This is a genomic window from Pseudomonas sp. P4_B3, from assembly GCF_056402295.1.
Genome location: NZ_JBFUHR010000001.1, coordinates 354,914 through 374,691 on the forward strand (window position 1 = coordinate 354,914; position 19,778 = coordinate 374,691).

Annotated in this window: 17 protein-coding genes; 11 read left to right on the forward strand and 6 right to left on the reverse strand. The window is 60.0% G+C overall.

Features of this window, described 5'->3' with window-relative positions:
* Positions 1 to 33 precede the first annotated feature (33 nt).
* Positions 34 to 651: an LbetaH domain-containing protein gene (locus tag AC1DWG_RS01745; protein WP_477753072.1), complete on the forward strand. Its 618-nt coding sequence runs from the start codon at positions 34 to 36 to the stop codon at positions 649 to 651.
* 4 nt (positions 652 to 655) lie between these two features.
* Here the strand turns inward: AC1DWG_RS01745 and AC1DWG_RS01750 are convergent, their stop codons facing one another.
* Positions 656 to 1,294 (reverse strand): TetR/AcrR family transcriptional regulator, encoded by a 639-nt coding sequence (locus AC1DWG_RS01750; protein WP_477753071.1) that lies wholly within the window; start codon positions 1,292 to 1,294, stop codon positions 656 to 658.
* 227 nt (positions 1,295 to 1,521) lie between these two features.
* On the reverse strand, positions 1,522 to 2,898 hold the full coding sequence (locus AC1DWG_RS01755) for a glutamine synthetase family protein (RefSeq protein WP_015097275.1): 1,377 nt from the start codon (positions 2,896 to 2,898) through the stop codon (positions 1,522 to 1,524).
* A 667-nt stretch (positions 2,899 to 3,565) separates the two neighbouring features.
* On the opposite strand from AC1DWG_RS01755, the gene AC1DWG_RS01760 reads away from it, so the two are divergent.
* From AC1DWG_RS01760 to AC1DWG_RS01790, 7 genes are all read left to right on the forward strand, one after another.
* Positions 3,566 to 4,924 carry a glutamine synthetase family protein gene (locus AC1DWG_RS01760; RefSeq protein ID WP_477753070.1) on the forward strand — a complete coding sequence of 453 codons (1,359 nt, stop codon included), beginning with the start codon at positions 3,566 to 3,568 and terminating at the stop codon, positions 4,922 to 4,924.
* A gap of 59 nt (positions 4,925 to 4,983) precedes the next feature.
* Positions 4,984 to 6,348: an aspartate aminotransferase family protein gene (locus AC1DWG_RS01765; RefSeq protein ID WP_477762982.1), complete on the forward strand. Its 1,365-nt coding sequence runs from the start codon at positions 4,984 to 4,986 to the stop codon at positions 6,346 to 6,348.
* Positions 6,349 to 6,519: 171 nt separating this feature from the next.
* A complete protein-coding gene (locus AC1DWG_RS01770; protein ID WP_442096317.1) occupies positions 6,520 to 7,629 on the forward strand; it encodes a polyamine ABC transporter substrate-binding protein in 1,110 nt (369 codons plus the stop codon).
* 187 nt (positions 7,630 to 7,816) lie between these two features.
* Positions 7,817 to 8,914: a polyamine ABC transporter substrate-binding protein gene (locus tag AC1DWG_RS01775; protein ID WP_477762981.1), complete on the forward strand. Its 1,098-nt coding sequence runs from the start codon at positions 7,817 to 7,819 to the stop codon at positions 8,912 to 8,914.
* Between the two features lie 72 nt (positions 8,915 to 8,986).
* Positions 8,987 to 10,129: an ABC transporter ATP-binding protein gene (locus AC1DWG_RS01780; RefSeq protein ID WP_477762980.1), complete on the forward strand. Its 1,143-nt coding sequence runs from the start codon at positions 8,987 to 8,989 to the stop codon at positions 10,127 to 10,129.
* A gap of 35 nt (positions 10,130 to 10,164) precedes the next feature.
* The gene (locus tag AC1DWG_RS01785) at positions 10,165 to 11,046 is read left to right on the forward strand and encodes an ABC transporter permease subunit (protein WP_477753094.1); all 882 of its coding nucleotides are present in this window, start codon (positions 10,165 to 10,167) and stop codon (positions 11,044 to 11,046) included.
* Entirely contained in the window at positions 11,043 to 11,933 is an 891-nt protein-coding gene (locus AC1DWG_RS01790) for an ABC transporter permease subunit (protein WP_008015386.1), read from the forward strand. The genes AC1DWG_RS01785 and AC1DWG_RS01790 overlap by 4 nt, the downstream gene beginning before the upstream one ends.
* An 89-nt stretch (positions 11,934 to 12,022) precedes the next feature.
* Here the strand turns inward: AC1DWG_RS01790 and AC1DWG_RS01795 are convergent, their stop codons facing one another.
* A complete protein-coding gene (locus AC1DWG_RS01795) occupies positions 12,023 to 12,664 on the reverse strand; it encodes an HD domain-containing protein (protein WP_477762979.1) in 642 nt (213 codons plus the stop codon).
* Positions 12,665 to 12,969: 305 nt separating this feature from the next.
* On the opposite strand from AC1DWG_RS01795, the gene AC1DWG_RS01800 reads away from it, so the two are divergent.
* Positions 12,970 to 13,935 (forward strand): GlxA family transcriptional regulator, encoded by a 966-nt coding sequence (locus tag AC1DWG_RS01800; protein ID WP_477762978.1) that lies wholly within the window; start codon positions 12,970 to 12,972, stop codon positions 13,933 to 13,935.
* Between the two features lie 145 nt (positions 13,936 to 14,080).
* On the opposite strand, the gene AC1DWG_RS01805 is transcribed toward AC1DWG_RS01800, so the two are convergent.
* Both AC1DWG_RS01805 and AC1DWG_RS01810 read right to left on the reverse strand, forming a co-directional pair.
* Positions 14,081 to 16,480: a penicillin acylase family protein gene (locus tag AC1DWG_RS01805; protein WP_477762977.1), complete on the reverse strand. Its 2,400-nt coding sequence runs from the start codon at positions 16,478 to 16,480 to the stop codon at positions 14,081 to 14,083.
* Between the two features lie 103 nt (positions 16,481 to 16,583).
* Entirely contained in the window at positions 16,584 to 17,165 is a 582-nt protein-coding gene (locus tag AC1DWG_RS01810) for a DUF6436 domain-containing protein (RefSeq protein WP_477755147.1), read from the reverse strand.
* A 96-nt stretch (positions 17,166 to 17,261) separates the two neighbouring features.
* Between AC1DWG_RS01810 and bipL the strand changes: the two genes are divergently transcribed.
* A complete protein-coding gene (gene bipL / locus AC1DWG_RS01815; RefSeq protein ID WP_477762976.1) occupies positions 17,262 to 18,209 on the forward strand; it encodes a phospholipase BipL in 948 nt (315 codons plus the stop codon).
* A gap of 73 nt (positions 18,210 to 18,282) precedes the next feature.
* Here the strand turns inward: bipL and AC1DWG_RS01820 are convergent, their stop codons facing one another.
* Positions 18,283 to 19,035 (reverse strand): DUF2059 domain-containing protein, encoded by a 753-nt coding sequence (locus tag AC1DWG_RS01820; RefSeq protein ID WP_477755145.1) that lies wholly within the window; start codon positions 19,033 to 19,035, stop codon positions 18,283 to 18,285.
* Positions 19,036 to 19,143: 108 nt separating this feature from the next.
* Between AC1DWG_RS01820 and AC1DWG_RS01825 the strand changes: the two genes are divergently transcribed.
* The gene (locus AC1DWG_RS01825) at positions 19,144 to 19,776 is read left to right on the forward strand and encodes a 2OG-Fe(II) oxygenase (RefSeq protein WP_150757513.1); all 633 of its coding nucleotides are present in this window, start codon (positions 19,144 to 19,146) and stop codon (positions 19,774 to 19,776) included.
* Positions 19,777 to 19,778 lie beyond the last annotated feature (2 nt).

Below are 19,778 nucleotides of genomic sequence, written 5' to 3' on the forward strand. Positions count from 1 at the left end.
TCGCAGCAAGGATTGGCGACAAGGAGATCAAAGATGACAGTCAGGATTTCGGATTACATTCATGGTGTGGCCCTCTCGAAGCTTGCCCGATGGGCCGACCTGACGCCCTGGGAGCTGGTGAGCAATGCCCCCGAGCGTGTGCGCGAGCTACTCAAGCAGTTGCCGGATGATGATTACCAGGTATTGGATGATATTGCCGTCCACCGCACGGCGCAGGTCGAAGAGGGCGCCATTCTCAAGGCGCCGCTGATCATTGGCGCTGGCTGTTTTATCGCCGCCGGTGCTTATCTGCGTGGTGGTTGTTGGCTGGATGAGCATTGCATCATCGGCCCCGGCGCCGAGCTCAAGTCTTCCTTCGTGTTCGGCGGCAGCAAACTGGCGCACTTCAATTTTGTCGGTGATTCGGTATTGGGTGCCGGAGTCAATCTGGAAGCGGGCAGCATCGTTGCCAACTATCGCAACGAGCGTGCTGACAAAGCTGTGAACGTGCGGGTCGATGATGTGCTGGTGCCGACCGGTTGCGACAAGTTTGGCGCGCTGCTGGGCGACGGATCGCGGCTCGGTGCCAACGCGGTCGTCGCACCAGGCGGGTTGTTGCGACCAGGAACAGTGATTCGACGCCTGGCACTTTACGATTGCGAAGTGATTTAGTGCATCAGTCGCCGAGGGTGCGCTTGGGCAGGTAAGGCGGCAGGTACAACCCCAGGTAAGCATCAAACACCCGCATTCCTTCCTCGGCCATGCGCGGCGTGATCTGTCCGTGCTGTTGCACTGAGCGCGCATACACCCGGTCACCCAGCTCCATGGCCAGGGCAAACACATCGACATCGTCGGGAAGCTTCGGCAGCTCGAAGTGATGATCGAAGAGTTTGTGCATCAGGTCGCCCAGTTCGATGTCGTGCTGGCGGTCGGCCTGGGTGACTTCGGTCAGGCCATGCTGGGCCAGAATGAGTTGGCGGGCGGCAGCGTCCTCTGCGTAGATGTCGAGCATGCGTTGTTCCACCAGTCGCGACAGATCGCGCCAGCCGTTCAAGGCAGGATGATCGATAGGGGCTTGCAGGCAGGCGCGGAAGGCGGCGTGGACATCGGCGGTCAGGGCTTCGAGCAGGGCAGGCACGCTGGCGAAGAAGTGGTAGACCGAGGAGGGCGGAATCTCCGCGCGCTCGGCGACACTATAGATCGACAGGCTGGCCACGCCCTCGGCAGCCAGCAGCGTACGGGCCGCATCGAGTATCGAATCGATCCGGGTCTGGCTGCGTGCGCGGGGTTTGCGGGGGGTGGCTACGCGTGTCATTGGAGTCTCCTGCGGGGCAGCGGGCATTGTACGAGTCGGGTTGTGTGTTGTCTTCTCGGCCGCCTTCGCGAGCAGGCTCGCTCCCACATTGGATCTGTGCTGAACGCCAATTTTTTGCCCACAGAAGATCCCTGTGGGAGCGAGCCTGCTCGCGATCCGCCGAAGGCGGCCATAAAAAAACGCCGCAGGCTATGAGGCCGGCGGCGTTTCTTCGCTACTGCAACCGATTAAACGGTATGCAGGTACCAGTTGTACTCGAGGTCGGAGATGGAGTGTTCGAACTCCTCCAGCTCGCTCTCTTTACAGGCCACGAAGATATCGATGTATTTCGGATCGATGTACTTGGCCATGACTTCGCTGTCGTCCAGCTCGCGCAGTGCATCACGCAGGTTGTTCGGCAGGCTCTGCTCGTTCTGCTCGTAGCTGTTGCCTTCGACCGGAGCGCCAGGCTCGATCTTGTTGACCAGGCCGTGGTGCACGCCCGCCAGGACCGAAGCCATCAGCAGGTAAGGGTTGGCATCGGCGCCGGCCACGCGGTGTTCGATGCGCACGGCATCGGCGGAACCGGTCGGTACTCGAATCGCCACAGTGCGGTTATCCAGGCCCCAGCACGGCGAGTTCGGCACGTAGAACTGTGCGCCGAAACGACGGTACGAGTTGACGTTCGGGCAGAGGAACGCCATCTGCGCCGGTAGGGTCTCGAGCACACCGCCGATCGCGTGACGCAGTGCGGCGTTCTGCTCGGGATCCTCACTGGCAAAAATATTCTTGCCGTCTTTGTCGAGAATCGAGATGTGGACGTGCAGACCATTACCCGCCTGGCCCGGGTAAGGCTTGGCCATGAAGGTGGTGTCCATTTCATGGTCGTAGGCGATGTTCTTGATCAGTCGCTTGAGCAGGACCGCGTAGTCGCAGGCCTTGATCGGGTCAGCCACGTGGTGCAGGTTCACTTCGAACTGCGCCGGGGCACTTTCCTTGACGATGGCGTCGGCCGGAATCCCTTGCTCTTTTGCACCTTCCAGAATGTCCTGGAGGCAGTCGACGTATTCGTCGAGGTCGTCGATCAGGTAGACCTGAGTCGAGTGCGGACGTTTGCCGGAAACCGGCGAGCGAGGTGGTTGCGGACGACCGTTCACGTTCTCCTGGTCGATCAGGTAGAACTCCAGTTCGAACGCGGCGCAGATGGTCAGGCCCATTTCGTCGAACTTGCGTACCACATTGGCCAGCACTTCACGCGGGTCGGCGAAAAATGGCTCGCCTTCGAGTTCGTGCATGGTCATCAACAGTTGCGCGGTCGGGCGCTTCTGCCATGGCTCGTTGCATAGGGTATCGGGGATTGGATAGCAGATTCGGTCAGCATCACCGATGTCCAGGCCCAGGCCGGTGCTTTCCACCGTCGAGCCATTGATATCCAGAGCAAATAGAGAGGCCGGCAGGTTGATGCCTTTCTCGTAAACCTTGTGGAGGCTGGTGCGTTCGATGCGCTTGCCGCGCACCACACCATTCATATCCGCAATCAGAAGGTCAACGTACAGAACCTCAGGATGTTCCTTAAGGAACGCGTTCGCTTCGTTAAGCTGAACGGCACGCGGGGGTACCGACATGATGCAACACCTTTGTTGTTAAAAATATCAATCATTGATCTTTTCGGATTCCAGTCAACCCGAATGGCATGCCGAAGTCAAGCGAGGCCTTTTTTGCCCTAAAAAAGCGCTCGTGGGGCTTTTTTGAGGCGCTTTTTGGCGTTTTTATGCCCTTGGCCCCTGTGGCGCCCGCAGGCTTGAGCGGGCCGTGTTGTATTTTTTACGGGGGTGTTGTGTAAAAAAATGAACAAGGCTAAGCTCGAATCAAACCCATAACAGCAATAATACCGGGGTGCTTCATGTCTCGCCTGCCGATAATCGGCGTCACCGACTGCTCAAGACAGGTCGGTCGGCATGTTTGTCACATCAGTGATGACACGCCCGTCCGTTCCGTGGCCTCAGCGGTACCGGTGATCCTCCCATCCGTGACGGTTCAACCGTCCCCGTCCGTTATTCTGGACGGTCGCGATGGCACCCCCATTACGGTTACTCCATTCAATATAGAACCGATTCACAATAGCGGCCTGACCATCGTTCAGGGCTCCGCTCGCGATTCAGCACGCCCGGCCTCTGCAGCCGTGTTGGCAAGCACGATAATCTGCCGCGCAAACGCTCTACAACGCGACGCCGATGCGTCAAACAACGCCTGACCTTAAAAGGGTCAGACAACTCAAGCCTAGAGGCATTTATGAGTAACAACCTCGACCAGCTCACCGATTGGTTGAAAAACCACAAGATCACAGAAGTCGAATGCATGATCGCCGACTTGACCGGGATTACCCGGGGCAAGATTTCGCCGACCAACAAATTCATCGCCGAAAAGGGCATGCGCCTGCCAGAGAGCGTGCTGTTGCAGACTGTGACCGGCGATTACGTCGAAGACGACATCTATTACGAACTGCTCGACCCGGCCGACATCGACATGATCTGCCGTCCCGACCAGAGTGCGGTGTACCTGGTGCCATGGGCCATCGAGCCGACCGCCATCGTCATCCACGATACCTACGACAAGCAAGGCAACCCGATCGAGCTGTCGCCGCGCAACGTGCTCAAGAAAGTCCTGAAACTCTATACCGACAAAGGCTGGCAGCCGATTGTGGCGCCGGAAATGGAGTTCTACCTGACCAAGCGCAGTGACGACCCGGACTACCCGTTGCAGCCGCCGGTCGGTCGCTCCGGTCGCCCGGAAACCGGTCGTCAGTCGTTCTCCATTGAAGCGGCGAACGAGTTCGATCCGCTGTTCGAAGACGTCTACGACTGGTGTGAACTGCAGGACCTTGACCTCGATACGCTGATCCACGAGGACGGCACGGCGCAGATGGAAATCAACTTCCGTCACGGCGATGCCCTGTCCCTGGCCGACCAGATCCTGGTGTTCAAGCGCACCATGCGCGAGGCCGCGCTCAAGCACAACGTCGCCGCGACCTTCATGGCCAAGCCGATGACCGGCGAGCCGGGCAGTGCCATGCACTTGCACCAGAGCATCATCGACATCGAGACCGGCAAGAACATCTTCTCCAATGAAGACGGGACCATGAGCCAGCTGTTCCTGCACCACATCGGTGGCTTGCAGAAGCTCATTCCCGAGCTGTTGCCGCTGTTCGCTCCCAACGTCAACTCGTTCCGCCGCTTCCTGCCGGACACCTCGGCGCCGGTGAACGTGGAGTGGGGCGAAGAAAACCGCACGGTGGGCCTGCGGGTGCCGGATGCGGGGCCACAAAATCGTCGGGTGGAAAACCGCCTGCCAGGCGCCGATGCCAACCCGTACCTGGCGATTGCCGCGAGCCTGCTCTGCGGTTACATCGGCATGGTCGAAGGCCTGAACCCGAGTGCGCCGGTGGTGGGACGTGGCTATGAACGCCGCAACCTGCGCCTGCCGCTGACCATCGAAGACGCGCTGGAACGCATGGAAAACAGCGCGATCGTCGAGCGTTACCTGGGCAAAAATTTCATCACTGGCTACGTCGCGGTCAAGCGGGCCGAGCATGAAAACTTCAAGCGCGTGATCAGTTCGTGGGAAAGGGAATTCCTGCTCTTTGCCGTCTGATACGTCGGGCGCCGCCGCTACCTGGCGGCGCTTTCACCTGATTTTCTTAGGAGATTCGTATGACCAGCAACAATCCGCAAACCCGTGAATGGCAAACCTTGAGCAATGATCACCACCTGGCTCCGTTCAGCGACTTCAAGCAGCTGAAAGAGAAAGGCCCGCGGATCATTACCAACGCCAAGGGCGTTTACCTCTGGGACAGCGAAGGCAACAAGATTCTCGACGGTATGGCCGGCCTGTGGTGTGTCGCGATTGGTTATGGTCGCGATGAACTGGCCGATGCCGCCAGCAAACAGATGCGCGAGCTGCCTTACTACAACCTGTTCTTCCAGACCGCGCATCCACCGGTACTGGAGCTGGCCAAGGCTATCGCCGACATCGCGCCGCAAGGCATGAACCACGTGTTCTTCACTGGTTCCGGTTCCGAAGGCAACGACACCATGCTGCGTATGGTTCGTCACTACTGGGCGATCAAGGGCCAGCCGAAAAAGAAAGTCATCATCAGCCGCAAGAACGGTTACCACGGTTCTACTGTGGCCGGCGCAAGCCTGGGCGGCATGACGTACATGCACGAACAGGGCGACTTGCCGATCCCGGGCATCGTTCACATTGCCCAGCCGTACTGGTTCGCCGAAGGCGGCGACATGACTCCGGAAGAGTTCGGTGTATGGGCGGCCAACCAGCTGGAAGAAAAGATTCTGGAAGTCGGCGTCGACAACGTCGGTGCCTTTATTGCCGAGCCGATCCAGGGCGCCGGCGGCGTGATCATTCCGCCAGACACCTACTGGCCGCGCATCAAGGAAATCCTCGCCAAGTACGACATCCTGTTCGTGGCGGACGAAGTGATTTGCGGTTTCGGTCGCACCGGCGAGTGGTTTGGCAGCGATTTCTACGGCCTCAAGCCAGACATGATGACCATCGCCAAGGGCCTGACCTCGGGCTACATCCCGATGGGTGGCCTGATCGTGCGCGATGAAGTGGTGGAGGTGCTCAATGAGGGCGGCGACTTCAACCACGGTTTCACCTACTCCGGGCACCCGGTGGCGGCGGCTGTGGGGCTGGAAAACATCCGTATCCTGCGCGACGAAAAAATTGTCGAGCGTGTGAAGGCAGAAACGGCACCGTATTTGCAAAAGCGTCTGCGGGAACTGAACGATCACCCGCTGGTGGGTGAAGTTCGTGGGGTCGGGCTGTTGGGGGCCATCGAACTGGTCCAGGACAAGGCCACTCGCAAGCGTTACGAGGGCAAGGGCGTCGGCATGATCTGCCGTCAGTTCTGCTTCGACAATGGCCTGATCATGCGCGCAGTCGGCGACACCATGATCATCGCTCCGCCACTGGTGATCACGCCGGCGGAAATCGATGAGCTGGTGACCAAGGCTCGCAAGTGCCTTGACCTGACCCTGAGTGCATTGCAGGGCTAGGTGCTAGGCTCAGAGCGAGGGAGCTGCGGCGCTCTCGCTCAAAGCTGTCACAAAGGCCGGTCTTTTCTTGAAAGACCGCCTCGGATCTTGCCAGACTAGCCGCAGTTCCAGTTGTCAGGGTTCGGTCGCTGAACAAAGTGGTTCAAAAAAGAAAAATTTGGAGCATGACGCATGAAGGCATTAGGTAAAAAGCTTGCTGGCAAGACACTTCTCGCCCTGTCCGTCGCGGGCATGATGGCGGGTGCGGTTCAGGCGGACGACAAGGTGTTGCACGTCTACAACTGGTCTGACTACATCGCTCCGGACACCATCGCGAACTTCGAGAAAGAGTCGGGGATCAAGGTCGTTTACGACGTATTCGACAGCAACGAGACCCTGGAAGCCAAACTGCTGGCGGGCAAGTCCGGCTACGACGTGGTCGTGCCATCGAACAACTTCCTGGCCAAGCAGATCAAGGCCGGCGTATATCAGGAGCTGGACCAGTCCAAGCTGCCTAACTGGAAAAACCTGAACCAGGATCTGCTCAAGGCCGTTTCGGTCAGTGACCCTGGCAACAAGCACGCCTTCCCGTACATGTGGGGCTCGATCGGCATCGGTTACAACCCGGAGAAGGTCAAGGCTGCGTTGGGCGTCGATACCATCGACTCCTGGGACGTGCTGCTCAAACCGGAAAACATTGCCAAGCTCAAGGGGTGCGGTGTGAGTTTCCTCGATTCGCCGACCGAAATGCTCCCGGTCGCGCTGCACTACCTGGGCCTGCCAACCGACAGCCAGAAGAAAGAAGACATCAAGAAAGCCGAGGAACTATTCCTCAAGATTCGTCCTTCGATCACCTACTTCCACTCGTCCAAGTACATCTCGGACCTGGCCAATGGCAACATCTGCGTAGCGGTTGGCTACTCGGGTGACGTTCAGCAGGCCAAGTCCCGTGCCGCAGAGGCGGGTGACAAGGTCAAAGTAAGCTACGCCATTCCGAAAGAAGGCGCTGGCAGCTTCTTCGACATGGTCGCGATTCCCAAGGATGCCGAGAACGTTCAGGGCGCCTACAAGTTCATGACCTTCCTGCAGAAGCCTGAAGTCATGGCCGCTATCACCAACGCCGTACGTTTCCCGAACGGTAACGCCGCTGCAACAGCTCTGGTAGAAAAAGACATCACCAGCGATCCAGGCATCTACCCGCCAGCCGATGTGCAGGCCAAGTTGTATGCCATCGCCGACCTGCCAGCGGCGACCCAGCGTGAAATGACCCGCAGCTGGACCAAGATCAAATCCGGTAAATAAGCCGGTTTGATGCAACAGCCTGTTGTCGCCACCTGCGCGGTGGCGGCAACAGGTTGAATTAAATGACAAAAGTTTTGCTGGAACGGTTTTTCGAGGGTAAGTTGCGCGCCGGTTTTGTTGCCGGGCAACCACGGTTGTCATGTAACGCGGGGCAACTTGGGCCCAACTAATTTCAGAGGACCTCCACTTGCCTGTTTTTTCTTTCTTGCGCAAAGCCATGCTGGTCGGCGCCGGGCTGACGATTGCTGTCAGTGTCCAGGCCGCCGGCACCGTGCATATTTATAACTGGTCGGACTACATCGGTGAGACCACCCTGGCCGACTTCCAGAAAGAGACCGGTATCAAGCCGGTTTATGACGTGTTCGATTCCAACGAAACCCTGGAAGGCAAGTTGCTGGCCGGGCGTACCGGTTATGACGTGGTCGTGCCGTCGAACCACTTCCTCGGCAAACAGATCAAGGCCGGGGCATTCCAGAAGCTCGACAAGTCGCAGCTGCCGAACTACTCGAACCTCGACCCGGTGCTGCTCAAGCGTCTGGAACAGAACGATCCGGGCAATCTGTACGCCGTGCCGTACCTGTGGGGCACCAACGGCATCGGTTACAACGTCGACAAGGTCAAGGCTGTGCTGGGCGTCGACAAGATCGACTCCTGGGGGGTGTTGTTCGAGCCGGAAAACATCAAGAAACTGCACAGCTGTGGCGTCGCGTTCCTCGATTCCGCCGATGAAATGATGCCGACAGTGCTCAACTACATGGGCCTGAATGCCAACAGCACCAACCCTGAAGACTACAAAAAGGCAGAAGCCAAGTTGCTCGCGGTGCGGCCTTACGTGACCTACTTCCACTCTTCGAAATACATCGCGGATCTGGCCAACGGCGACATCTGCGTGGCGATCGGTTTCTCCGGCGACATCTTCCAGGCCAAGCACCGGGCCGAAGAAGCCAAGAAAGGCGTGAACATCGCCTACTCGATTCCGAAAGAGGGCGGCGCGCTCTGGTTCGACATGCTGGCGATTCCGAAGGACTCGGCCAACGTCAAGCAGGCCCACGCCTTCATCAACTATTTGCTCAAGCCTGAGGTGATTGCCCAGGTCAGTGATTACGTCGGCTATGCCAACCCTAACCCGGGGTCGGACAAACTGATGGAACAGTCCATTCGCACCGACGAAGCGGTTTATCCACCGCAAGAGGTGCTCGACAAGACCTACGTGTCCATCGAGCTACCGCCGAATATTCAACGTTTGATGACCCGCAGCTGGACCAAGGTCAAGTCGGGTAAATAGTTTCAAGGCTCAAACTATCCAGGTTGGCTCACCTTGAGCGAACTGCACTCTTTTTTTCTGGGAGTTTCGTAAATGGCAGTTGCCTCCGGCGCCTATAAGAAAGCCCTCGAGGGCGACCAGTCACCTAAACAGGTGCTGGTCAAAATCGACCGGGTCACGAAGAAGTTCGACGAGACGATTGCCGTGGACGATGTGTCCCTGGAAATCAAGAAAGGCGAAATTTTCGCCCTGCTCGGCGGTTCGGGATCGGGCAAGTCCACGTTGCTGCGCATGCTCGCAGGTTTCGAACGGCCCACGGAGGGGCGCATTTTCCTCGATGGCGAAGACATCACTGACATGCCGCCCTACGAGCGGCCGATCAACATGATGTTCCAGTCCTACGCCTTGTTCCCGCACATGACCGTGGCGCAGAACATCGCCTTCGGCCTCAAGCAGGACAAGCTGCCGAACGCTGAAGTCGATGCCCGCGTGGCCGACATGCTCAAGCTGGTACAGATGAGTCAGTACGCCAAGCGCAAGCCGCATCAGTTGTCCGGCGGCCAGCGTCAGCGTGTGGCCCTGGCCCGTTCCCTGGCCAAGCGTCCGAAGCTTTTGCTGCTCGACGAACCGATGGGCGCACTGGACAAGAAGCTGCGTTCGCAAATGCAGCTGGAGCTGGTGGAGATCATCGAGCGCGTCGGCGTAACCTGCGTCATGGTGACCCACGACCAGGAAGAGGCCATGACCATGGCCGAGCGCATCGCGATCATGCACCTGGGCTGGATCGCCCAGATCGGCAGTCCGATCGACATCTACGAAACCCCGACCAGTCGCCTGGTCTGCGAATTCATCGGTAACGTGAACATCTTCGAAGGCGAAGTGATCGACGACGCCGAAGGCCACGCGATCATTACCTGCCAAGACCTGGATCGTCAGATCTACGTCGGCCACGGAATCAGCACTTCGGTGCAGGACAAGTCGGTTACCTACGCGATACGTCCGGAAAAACTGCTGGTCACCGCCGACATGCCGACCTGCCAGTACAACTGGTCCAGCGGCAAGGTGCACGACATCGCCTACCTCGGCGGCCATTCGGTGTTCTACGTCGAACTGCCAAGTGGCAAGCTGGTGCAGTCGTTCGTGGCCAACGCCGAACGTCGCGGGCAGCGTCCGACCTGGGGTGATCAGGTCTACGTGTACTGGGAAGACGACAGCGGCGTGGTACTTCGCTCATGAACATGCGCAAATTCAAACGTCGTCTCGATCGAATAATTCCCGGTGGCCGTCAGATGGTCATCGGCATTCCATTCATCTGGCTGTTCCTGTTCTTCATGCTGCCGTTTTTCATCGTCCTGAAGATCAGCTTCGCCGAAGCGGACGTGGCCATTCCGCCGTACACCGAAATCTACAGCTACGCCGAGCAGAAGCTGCAGTTGCTGCTTAACCTGGGCAACTACGCGATGCTGGCCGGTGACGAGCTGTACATCGCCGCTTACCTCGGCTCGTTGAAGATGGCGCTTTTCAGCACCATCCTCTGCCTGCTGATCGGCTACCCGATGGCCTACGGCATCTCCGTTGCCCGCAAGGAAATGCAGACGGTGCTGGTGCTGCTGATCATGATGCCGACCTGGACCGCGATCCTGATCCGCGTTTATGCGTGGATGGGCATCCTCAGCAACAACGGCCTGCTCAACGGTTTCCTGATGAGCATGGGCTGGATCGACGAACCGCTGCAGATCCTCAACACCAACCTGGCGGTCTACATCGGCGTGGTCTATTCCTACCTGCCGTTCATGATCCTGCCGCTGTACGCCAACCTGGTGAAGCACGACCAGAGCCTGCTGGAAGCCGCGTCGGACCTGGGGTCGAGCACCTTCAACAGCTTCTGGAAAATCACCGTGCCGCTGTCGAAAAACGGCATCATCGCAGGCTGCATGCTGGTGTTCATCCCGGTGGTGGGCGAGTTCGTGATCCCGGAACTGCTGGGCGGTCCGGAAACCCTGATGATCGGTAAAGTACTCTGGCAGGAGTTCTTCAACAACCGTGACTGGCCGGTGGCGTCTGCCCTGGCGGTGGTGATGCTGGCGATCCTGATCGTGCCGATCATTCTGTTCAACCGCAGTCAGGCCAAGGAAATGGAGGGTAAAGAATGAAGCGCTTCCGTTTCTCCAGCCTGATGCTGGTACTGGGTCTGTTGTTTATCTACCTGCCGATGCTGATCCTGGTGATTTACTCGTTCAACGCCTCCAAACTGGTAACGGTGTGGGGCGGCTGGTCGATCAAGTGGTACGTCGGCCTGCTCGACAACACCCAGCTGATGGGCTCGGTGGTGCGTTCGCTGGAAATCGCCTGCTACACGGCGGTGGCGGCGGTGGCACTGGGTACATTGGCAGCGTTTGTCCTGACGCGCATCACCCGTTTCAAGGGCCGTACCCTGTTCGGTGGCCTGGTGACTGCGCCACTGGTGATGCCTGAGGTGATCACCGGTCTGTCGCTGTTGCTGCTGTTCGTGGCCATGGCGCAGATGATCGGTTGGCCGCAGGAACGCGGCATCGTCACCATCTGGATCGCCCACACCACGTTCTGTGCGGCCTATGTGGCGGTGGTGGTCTCGGCGCGTTTGCGCGAGCTGGACCTGTCCATCGAAGAGGCGGCCATGGACCTCGGTGCGAAACCGTGGAAGGTGTTTTTCCTGATCACCATTCCGATGATCGCCCCATCGCTGGCAGCGGGCGGCATGATGTCCTTCGCGCTGTCGCTGGATGACCTGGTGCTGGCGAGCTTCGTGTCGGGCCCAGGTTCCACGACCCTGCCGATGGAAGTGTTCTCGGCGGTGCGCCTTGGGGTCAAGCCCGAGATCAACGCCGTGGCCAGCCTGATCCTGCTGGCGGTGTCGATCGTGACCTTCATGGTCTGGTTCTTCAGCCGTCGTGCCGAAGAAAGCCGCAAGCGTGCGATCCAGCAAGCGATCGAAGAAGCGGCAGCCGATTCGTGGAAGCAACCGGACGTGCGTCGCGCACAGGCACCGGAAGCGGCTTAACAGCAAAAGATCGCAGCCTGCGGCAGCTCCTACAGAGGAATACGGTTCCCTGTAGGAGCTGCCGCAGGCTGCGATCTTTTGATTTTTGGTTAGGTCACCCAAGGGGATTTGCGAATGACCTCGACGAAATTCATCGGCTTGAACCCCGGCTCCTGATCTACCAATACGTCAGTCTTCACATTACCGAACGTGGTCTGCGGACGATGGCGCAAACCGTCGGCAAATGCGCAGATGATGCACTCCTTGAATCCCTCGCCCCGCGGATGTGCATGCACCACTGCTTTGCGCTGCACGCTGGAAAACGCCGCGTAGTCCATGCCCAGCACGTCCATCTCGACGCCAGCCGTGACCAGCGCCACGGTGGGACGCAAGTGCTGAGGCACGCCCGGTGTGGTGTGCAGGGCAATCGATAGCCAGACCTGTTCGATGTCGTCATCGCTCAATCCGTAAGGCTTGAGAAATGCGGCTGCCGCATTGGCACCGTCGACTTCGAAGCGCTCGTTGTCGCTGCGATGACCTTGCACCAGGCCCAGGTCATGGAACATCGAGCCGACGTACAGTAACTCCGGGTTGTAGGCCAGTTGCTTGCGCTCACCGCTCAGTGCACCGAACAGGAAGACCCGGCGCGAGTGGTGGTAGAGCAGGTCCGATTCGATGTCACGGATGTATTCGGTGGTGGCCTTGGCCAGTGCGCTGTCCGGGATCCTGATGCCGGCGATGGTGGTGCTCATGGAGTATTCCTCGTCGTGAACGCCCTGGTGGCGCTGAGGGATTCAGTCTGTTCCGGGCCCCAAAACCGGACAATCGATCCATGGCTGCGATCCCGGCCAATGAGCGTGCATATCGCGCCAACCTCGCTTGTTGGACCTGGATTGGCTAGGGTGCATGCAGACCCTGTAGGAGCGAGCCTGCTCGCGATGCACGTGAGGGCGCCGCGTACATCCAGGTAGCCCCCGTCATCGTTGATGTCCATCGCGAGCAGGCTCACTCCTACAGGTGAGCGTTGCAATCAGTAGCATGAGAGGCGCTTCGAACCATGAGTAAAACCGTTGCCATCGTGGTGTTCGCCGGTGTCCAGTCGCTGGATATCACTGGCCCCATGGATGTGTTTTCCGAGGCCAATCGTTTCCTCGCCCCGCAGGATCACTACCGGCTGGAAGTGATCGGCGTCGAGCACGGAATGATGGCGTGCTCCAACGGTTTGGCGCTCAATGCCCATCGGCATTTCAGCGAAGCGCTGGAGGCGTATGACCTGTTGCTGGTGGCCGGGGGGCCGCAGTTGCCGTTCATGGATTTCGGTGTGGCATTCGATGGCTGGTTGCGCGATGCCTGTGTGCGGGCCAAGCGCTTCGGCTCGATCTGCAATGGAGCGTTTATGCTCGCTCGGGCGGGGTTGCTGGAAGAGCGCACGGTCACTACCCACTGGAATGATGCGTCGGCGCTGGCAATGTTGTGCCCGTCGACCCGGGTTGAAGCGGATCGCCTTTACGTAGAGGACGGGGAGCTGTTCACCTCGGCCGGGGTCACTGCAGGCATCGATCTGTCCCTGTACCTGCTGGGCCGGGATCACGGGCCGGAAGTGGCGCTGAATGTCGCCAAGCGGCTGGTGGTGTTCACCCAGCGTTCGGGTGGGCAATCGCAATTCAGCCCGTTCCTTACGCCCCACGCCGAACCGACTTCGGCGGTGGCGATGGTCCAGCATTACGTGCTGGCCAACCTGACGGGAGATTTGACCATCGCCGACCTGGCCAATGCCGCCAATATGAGCGCACGCAACTTCTCCCGGGTGTTCGCCAGGGAAGCGAAAATCACCCCGGCCGAGTTCGTCGAGCGGGCACGGGTCGATGCGGCGCGGGTGATGCTCGAAAGCACCCGCGCGCCGCTCAAGACTGTGGCCTATCAATGCGGCTTTCGCGATGCCCAGCACATGCGCAGTGTGTTCAATCGTAGATTGGGGGTGACGCCGCAGCAGTTTCGGTTGAATTTTGCGGCGATGGTTTGAGGAGACATTGTTGTTGTCTGTCAGGTCCCCATCGCGAGCAGGCTCGCTCCTACAGGGATCGCTGTCGAACACAAATTTTGTGAACACCAGAAAAACCTGTAGGAGCGAGCCTGCTCGCGATGTGGCCAGCCCGGCCAGCAAAAATCTATGGCGCAGCCCGCGCCGGCAACAGCTTCAAGGTGCTGCGGGTATTGGCCGTGACTTCTTCGTCATTGAGATGCGCCTGGAAGTACATCCCCTCGACGTAGGCCTCGGCCTGATCATCATAGTGACTGTCGAACAGTACGCCGCTCTGGCCGACCGGGTTGACGGTCAGGCTGTGGGCCGGGTCGGCGAAGTCGATCAGGCGCCGGGTCGAAGGGCCGTAGGTGACAGGCCACGGAGCCGGGCCGATCTTCGCCGAGAGGTTGTTCGGCACTTCATGGGTGCCGGGTGCGGCGAAGGGGCCGATATTGAAGAACAGGTCCAGCGGCTTCTGCTGCCCCAGCGGATGGCCATGGGTCAATGTGTGCGCCTTGCCCCACTGCCATTGCGCGGAGTCTGCACCGAGGGTGGTCTTGAGGTGCGCGATGCTGGCTTGCCAGGCTGCCTTGACCGTGTCGACACGGGTTTCCTTGCCGAGTGTGCCGCGGTTGTCCCACCACGGCGAATCGGCGCTGGCGGTCAGGCGGGGCAACGCGGCGTCGATCACCCGGGTCGAGAGCAGCGTCTCGAAGAAGTCGTTGCCCAGCTCATCGTGCATCGTCGCGTCAGCCAGGTTGAACAGGAACTGGTTGAACAGCGTGGCGCTGGTGGAGTCGAGCGGGTAATCGCCTTTCCACTGGGCCAGTTGCTCCACCAGTTTGAGTTCGGCGGGATCGCTCACCACTTCGCGCAACACCGGCAACAGCGGTGCCAACAGGCGCGGGCCGTAGGCGGTGGTGGTGCCCAGTTGCAGCAGCTGGCTGTTTTCCAGGTCCCATTTGACGGCCTTTTCGCTGAGCTGGCGATTGAGTTGCTGACCGCGATCGGCAAGGTTGTAGTAGCCGGGAATCTCCATGCCGGTCGGCGACACCGGCTGGAAGTTGGCCGAGACGATGTAGCCCCGCGCCGGGTTTTCTTCCTGGGGGTTGGCCGTGAACGGGTAGAAGCCATCCTTGTCCGCCTCGGCAGTGCTGCCGTCGAGGATGAACCACGGGCGTACGCCCGCCGGACGTTTAGGCAATTGCGCCGCCGCCCACCAGCCGATGTCACCCTTGGCATTGGCCCAGACAACGTTCAGGCCCGGGGCCTGGATTTTTGCCGCGGCACCACGGGCCTTGGCCAGGGTGTCGGCGCGATTGAGCTGGTAGAAACCCTCCAGGATCGGATTCTGGCTTTCGAGAAACGCCCACCACATGGCAATCGGTGTCTTGCCGACGCCGTTGCCCAAGGCATCGTTGACGATCGGACCGTGGGGCGACTGGCGCAGCACCAGCGTCACCGGTGCCTGGCCCTTGACCGCGATTTGCTGCTCGCTGGTCGTCATGTCCACCCACTTGCCGCGATACCAGACCTGATTGGGGTTGTCCGGGTTGACCTTCTCGGCGATCAGGTCGAGGTCATCGTTCTGGAACATGGTGATGCTCCAGCCGAAGTCGTGGTTCATGCCCAGGGAGGCGAACGGCATCAAGGCCTGATAGTGGCCGTAGAGTTCAAAGCCCGGAGCCGAGAGCTGCGCTTCGTACCACACCGACGGCGCGGAAAAACGGATATGCGGATCACCCGCCAGCAGCGGCTTGCCGCTTTGGGTCCGGCTGCCCGCGACGACCCAGGCGTTGCTGCCCTCGAACTGTGGCAGGCCGCTGTCAGCCAGGGCCTGTTCGCTCAGGCGGGCGAGGGCATTGAGGTCTTTCCAGTCGGCGCTGGCCAATGTGGGGGCGGTCCCATTGAGCACGCCTTTTGGCTGCCAGTCGAGATCGAAGATGTTCAGGTATCCGGGCCCCAGTTGATCGCGCACGAATGTCAGCAAGGGTTCGGTACGAAATGCCGCGGCAAAACTGTAGGCCATGTAGCCGGCGATGCTGATGGTGTCCTGGGCGGTGAACGGGCGTTTTGGAATGCCCAGCACATCGAACTCCACGGGTTTTGCGTGGCTGTCCTGATACTGGTTGATGCCGTCCAGATAGGCTTGCATGGCGATGAAGGAGGGCGACTGCTTGTCGAGGTTCGCGAAGTAGGTTTCGGCGCGTTCGCGAATTCGCAGGCTGCGCATCAGTTTGTCGGTGTCGAGCAGTTTCGGCCCGAGCACTTCAGCCAGCTCGCCTCGGGCCAGGCGACGCAGGACTTCCATCTGGAACAGGCGGTCCTGGGCATGGACGTAGCCGAGGGCGCGGTACAGGTCGGTTTCGTTTTCGGCGCGGATGTGCGGGACGCCGCGCTCGTCGTAGCGCACGGTGACCGAGCCTTGCAGGTGTTGCAGTTCCACCATGCCCTGGCGTGACGGCTGCTTGCTGTAGAGGTATCCGCCGGCCCCGGCGGCCAGCACGACGATCAACAGCACGAGAGCGGTCAGGCTGCGTTTCATGGCGACTCCTTGTTGTTATTGTGATTCCTGGCGCCACTGTGTAACACGGCGCGCCGATATGGCGCATCGCCCGTAGGAGGGATTCGTATTGGCGCGTTTTTCCCTATTTCGCGGGATCGACAGGCCACGGGCAATAACACCCCACGGCCAGTGTGTGCGTGGCACTCACCGCACGGCCTTCATCCAGCGCTTGCAGGATCGGTTCGATAAAGCTGTTGCTGGAGTTGCAGGTCAGGCCTTCGCTGTACGGGCCGAAGTACGCCAGTTTGCCGCTGCGATCCCAGATCGCCACGGCCGGGCTGGCGGGGATCTGTTCGGAACCGGGCAGGATGTCGATGGATTTGAGGCTGCTCAAGGTGCCCGGCAACTGGCCGTGGCTTCCGGGTTTTTGCACGACATAGAATTCCACGCCATGGGGTACATAGCGCTCGACCAGTTCGGTCAGGTGTTGTTGATTGCCGACATTGCACGGGCAGGCCGGGTCCCAGAAATGCACCAGGCGGATGGCGCCAGGGCCGGCGAGGGATTCGGGAAGGCGTAGCGGATCACCCGAAAACATCGCGGTGTGCTCGCTGAACGTGCGCAGGTAACGCCCCTGGAACCAGTCGTAGGCCGCCCACAACACGCCGGCACACACCACGGCGAGCAGGCAGGCAAACAGGGCGGCGCGAAAGGGCGAGTGCATCGGTTCAGTCCTCGAAGGTCGGCTAGCTTGCCATGCTTGCCGCGACAGAAGAATATCGCAGGCCTATAAAGTCTGTTTCACGTTCTGGAATCGTCCATGCCGGCTACTTTCGACCCTGATCTTCTACGCGCCAGCTTGCTGCCTCTGGCAGCCGGGCAGCCGTTGTCAGCACAGGCGCAGGCTTACCGGCGATTCTACGGGCTGGATTTTGCGCAGTGTCAGGTGCGCAGTGGCCTTGGGCGGTTCGAGGTCGATGGTTATGAGCTGGTCAGCCAGTTCTGGTGGCCCGAGCGAGCCAAGGCGACGCTGTTTGTCATCCACGGTTTCTACGATCACACCGGGCTCTACCGGCATGTGATCGAGTGGGCGCTGGACCAGGGCTTTGCGGTGATTGCCTGCGACTTGCCGGGGCACGGCCTGTCCAGTGGCGAACGGGCGAGCATCAAGGATTTCGCCGAGTATCAGGACGCGTTGCAAGGGTTGTTCGGCGAGGCGCAATCCCTCGACTTGCCGCAACCGTGGCACCTGTGCGGGCAGAGTACCGGCGGGGCGATCGTGATTGATCATGTGTTGAATGCGGGGGCGAACAGCCCGGCGCAGGGTCAGGTGATTCTGCTGTCGCCGCTGGTGCGGCCGCGGGCGTGGGGTTGGTCGCAACTGAGTTACTACCTGCTCAAGCCTTTCGTTAAAGCCATCGCCCGGCGTTTCAGCGAGAACTCCAACGACCCGGCGTTTTTGCCGTTCCTGCAAGCAGATCCGTTGCAGCCGCTTCGCCTGCCGACGGCCTGGGTGGGTGCATTGGCGCGCTGGATCAAACGCATCGAGGCCGCCCCCATGAGTACCCGCCGGCCGTTGATCGTGCAGGGGCAAGCCGATATGACGGTGGATTGGGAGCACAACCTGGAAGTGTTGCGGGGCAAGTTTGATCGGCCGCAGGTGCTGATGCTGCCCGAGGCACGGCATCATCTGGCGAATGAAACGCTGGTGATGCGGCAGGAATTTTTCGGGTTTTTGAGCAAGCGGATCAAGGGCCGGAATCCTTAGCGTCTGTGCCGGCCTCATCGCGAGCCTGCTCCGGGCGGCGTTCCGACGATAGCGATCTATCTGGCTCTAAATATCACTGGGTCAGATTCGAATTGCTCTGCCCCACCGCCAACCCCGCCCGAATCGCAGCCAATGCGGCCTGATAATAAGCCTGGCCTTCCGAAGATTCAGCAAAGGTCGCGAACTCTTCCAGCTCGTCGTCCGACAGGTCGCGATAGACATACAGCAGTGTGTTGTTGAGGTCGCTGCCGATCTGGTCCATCAGGCGCTGGCGCTGGCCGTTGAGCATGCCCTGGGCCTGGCCGGCACCGAGCAACCCCGGGATCATCGAACTCAAGCTGTCGGCGGCAACACCGGCAATCGCCAGGCTGACTTCCGCGCCGGCCTCGCGTGCGGGCAGGGATTGTGCCAAGTGGCCGATGATCAGCAGGCGGCTGTCGCTGGCCTGCATCTTCGGCAGGCCCTTGGCGTTTTTCGCCAGTTGGTCGCGACGGGTCGCCAACAGCTCGGCGGCGACGATTTTCTTGCCCAAGGGCGATTGGAAAAACGTCAGCGCGGGTTTGGGGTTGGCGAGGTTCTTGCGCAATTGCGCTTCGGCACGCTGGTCCACCGCCTTGGCGGAAAAACGCTGATTGCTGTTATTGACCAGTGCCTGAAACACCGCCGGAGGCAGGCTGCCCTGGTAGCGTTGCTGAGCAGCCGAGAGGGCGTCGTTGAAATGCGCGCGTTGTTCCGGCCAGCCGGCGACCTTGTACAACTGGTCGTGGCCGTCTGCCCAGGCGGGCAAGACGCAGAACAGCAACAGTGATAAAAGCAAACGGCGCATAGGGACTCCAGTCAGCAGGCGACTATTCTCCGTGCGGCATCCGTACTTGTCGAGAATTCGTATCAACCCGCTGCGCGGCTCTGTCGGATTTTCGGGCACAGGAATACTATGCGCGGCATGCAAATATCCTCTGATCACCCGCTGCTGTTACGAATCGTCGATGACCTGGCCGAGCACGGCTGGTCGCAGCAGAATATTTTCCTGCCTCTGGATCTGACCCGAGCGCTGGCGGGCGAGTGTCGCAAACGTGCTGCCGAGGGTGAGCTGGCTCCGGCCGCTGTGGGCCGTGGGCCGTCATCGGAGATCCGCGAAGGGATTCGTGGCGACCATATTCAGTGGATCGACCCCGGCCAGGCCGAGGCTTGCGACAGCTACCTGAGTTTGATGGACAGCCTGCGGGAGGCGATCAATCGCGGTCTGTTTCTCGGCCTGGAGGATTTCGAAAGCCATTTTGCGATGTACCCGCCCGGGGCGTTCTACCTGAAGCACGTCGACCGCTTTCGCGATGACGACCGGCGCATGGTTTCGGCGGTGGTTTACCTCAATGACGCCTGGCTTCCCGAACACGGCGGCCAGTTGCGCATGTACCTCGACAATGATCGCGTCCACGACGTGCAACCTATTGGCGGCTGCCTGGTGGTGTTTCTCTCCGGAGAGGTTCCCCACGAAGTCCTGCCCGCGACCCGGGATCGCCTGTCGCTGACCGGCTGGTTCCGCCGGCGCGGCAACGAGCCGTTTTGATC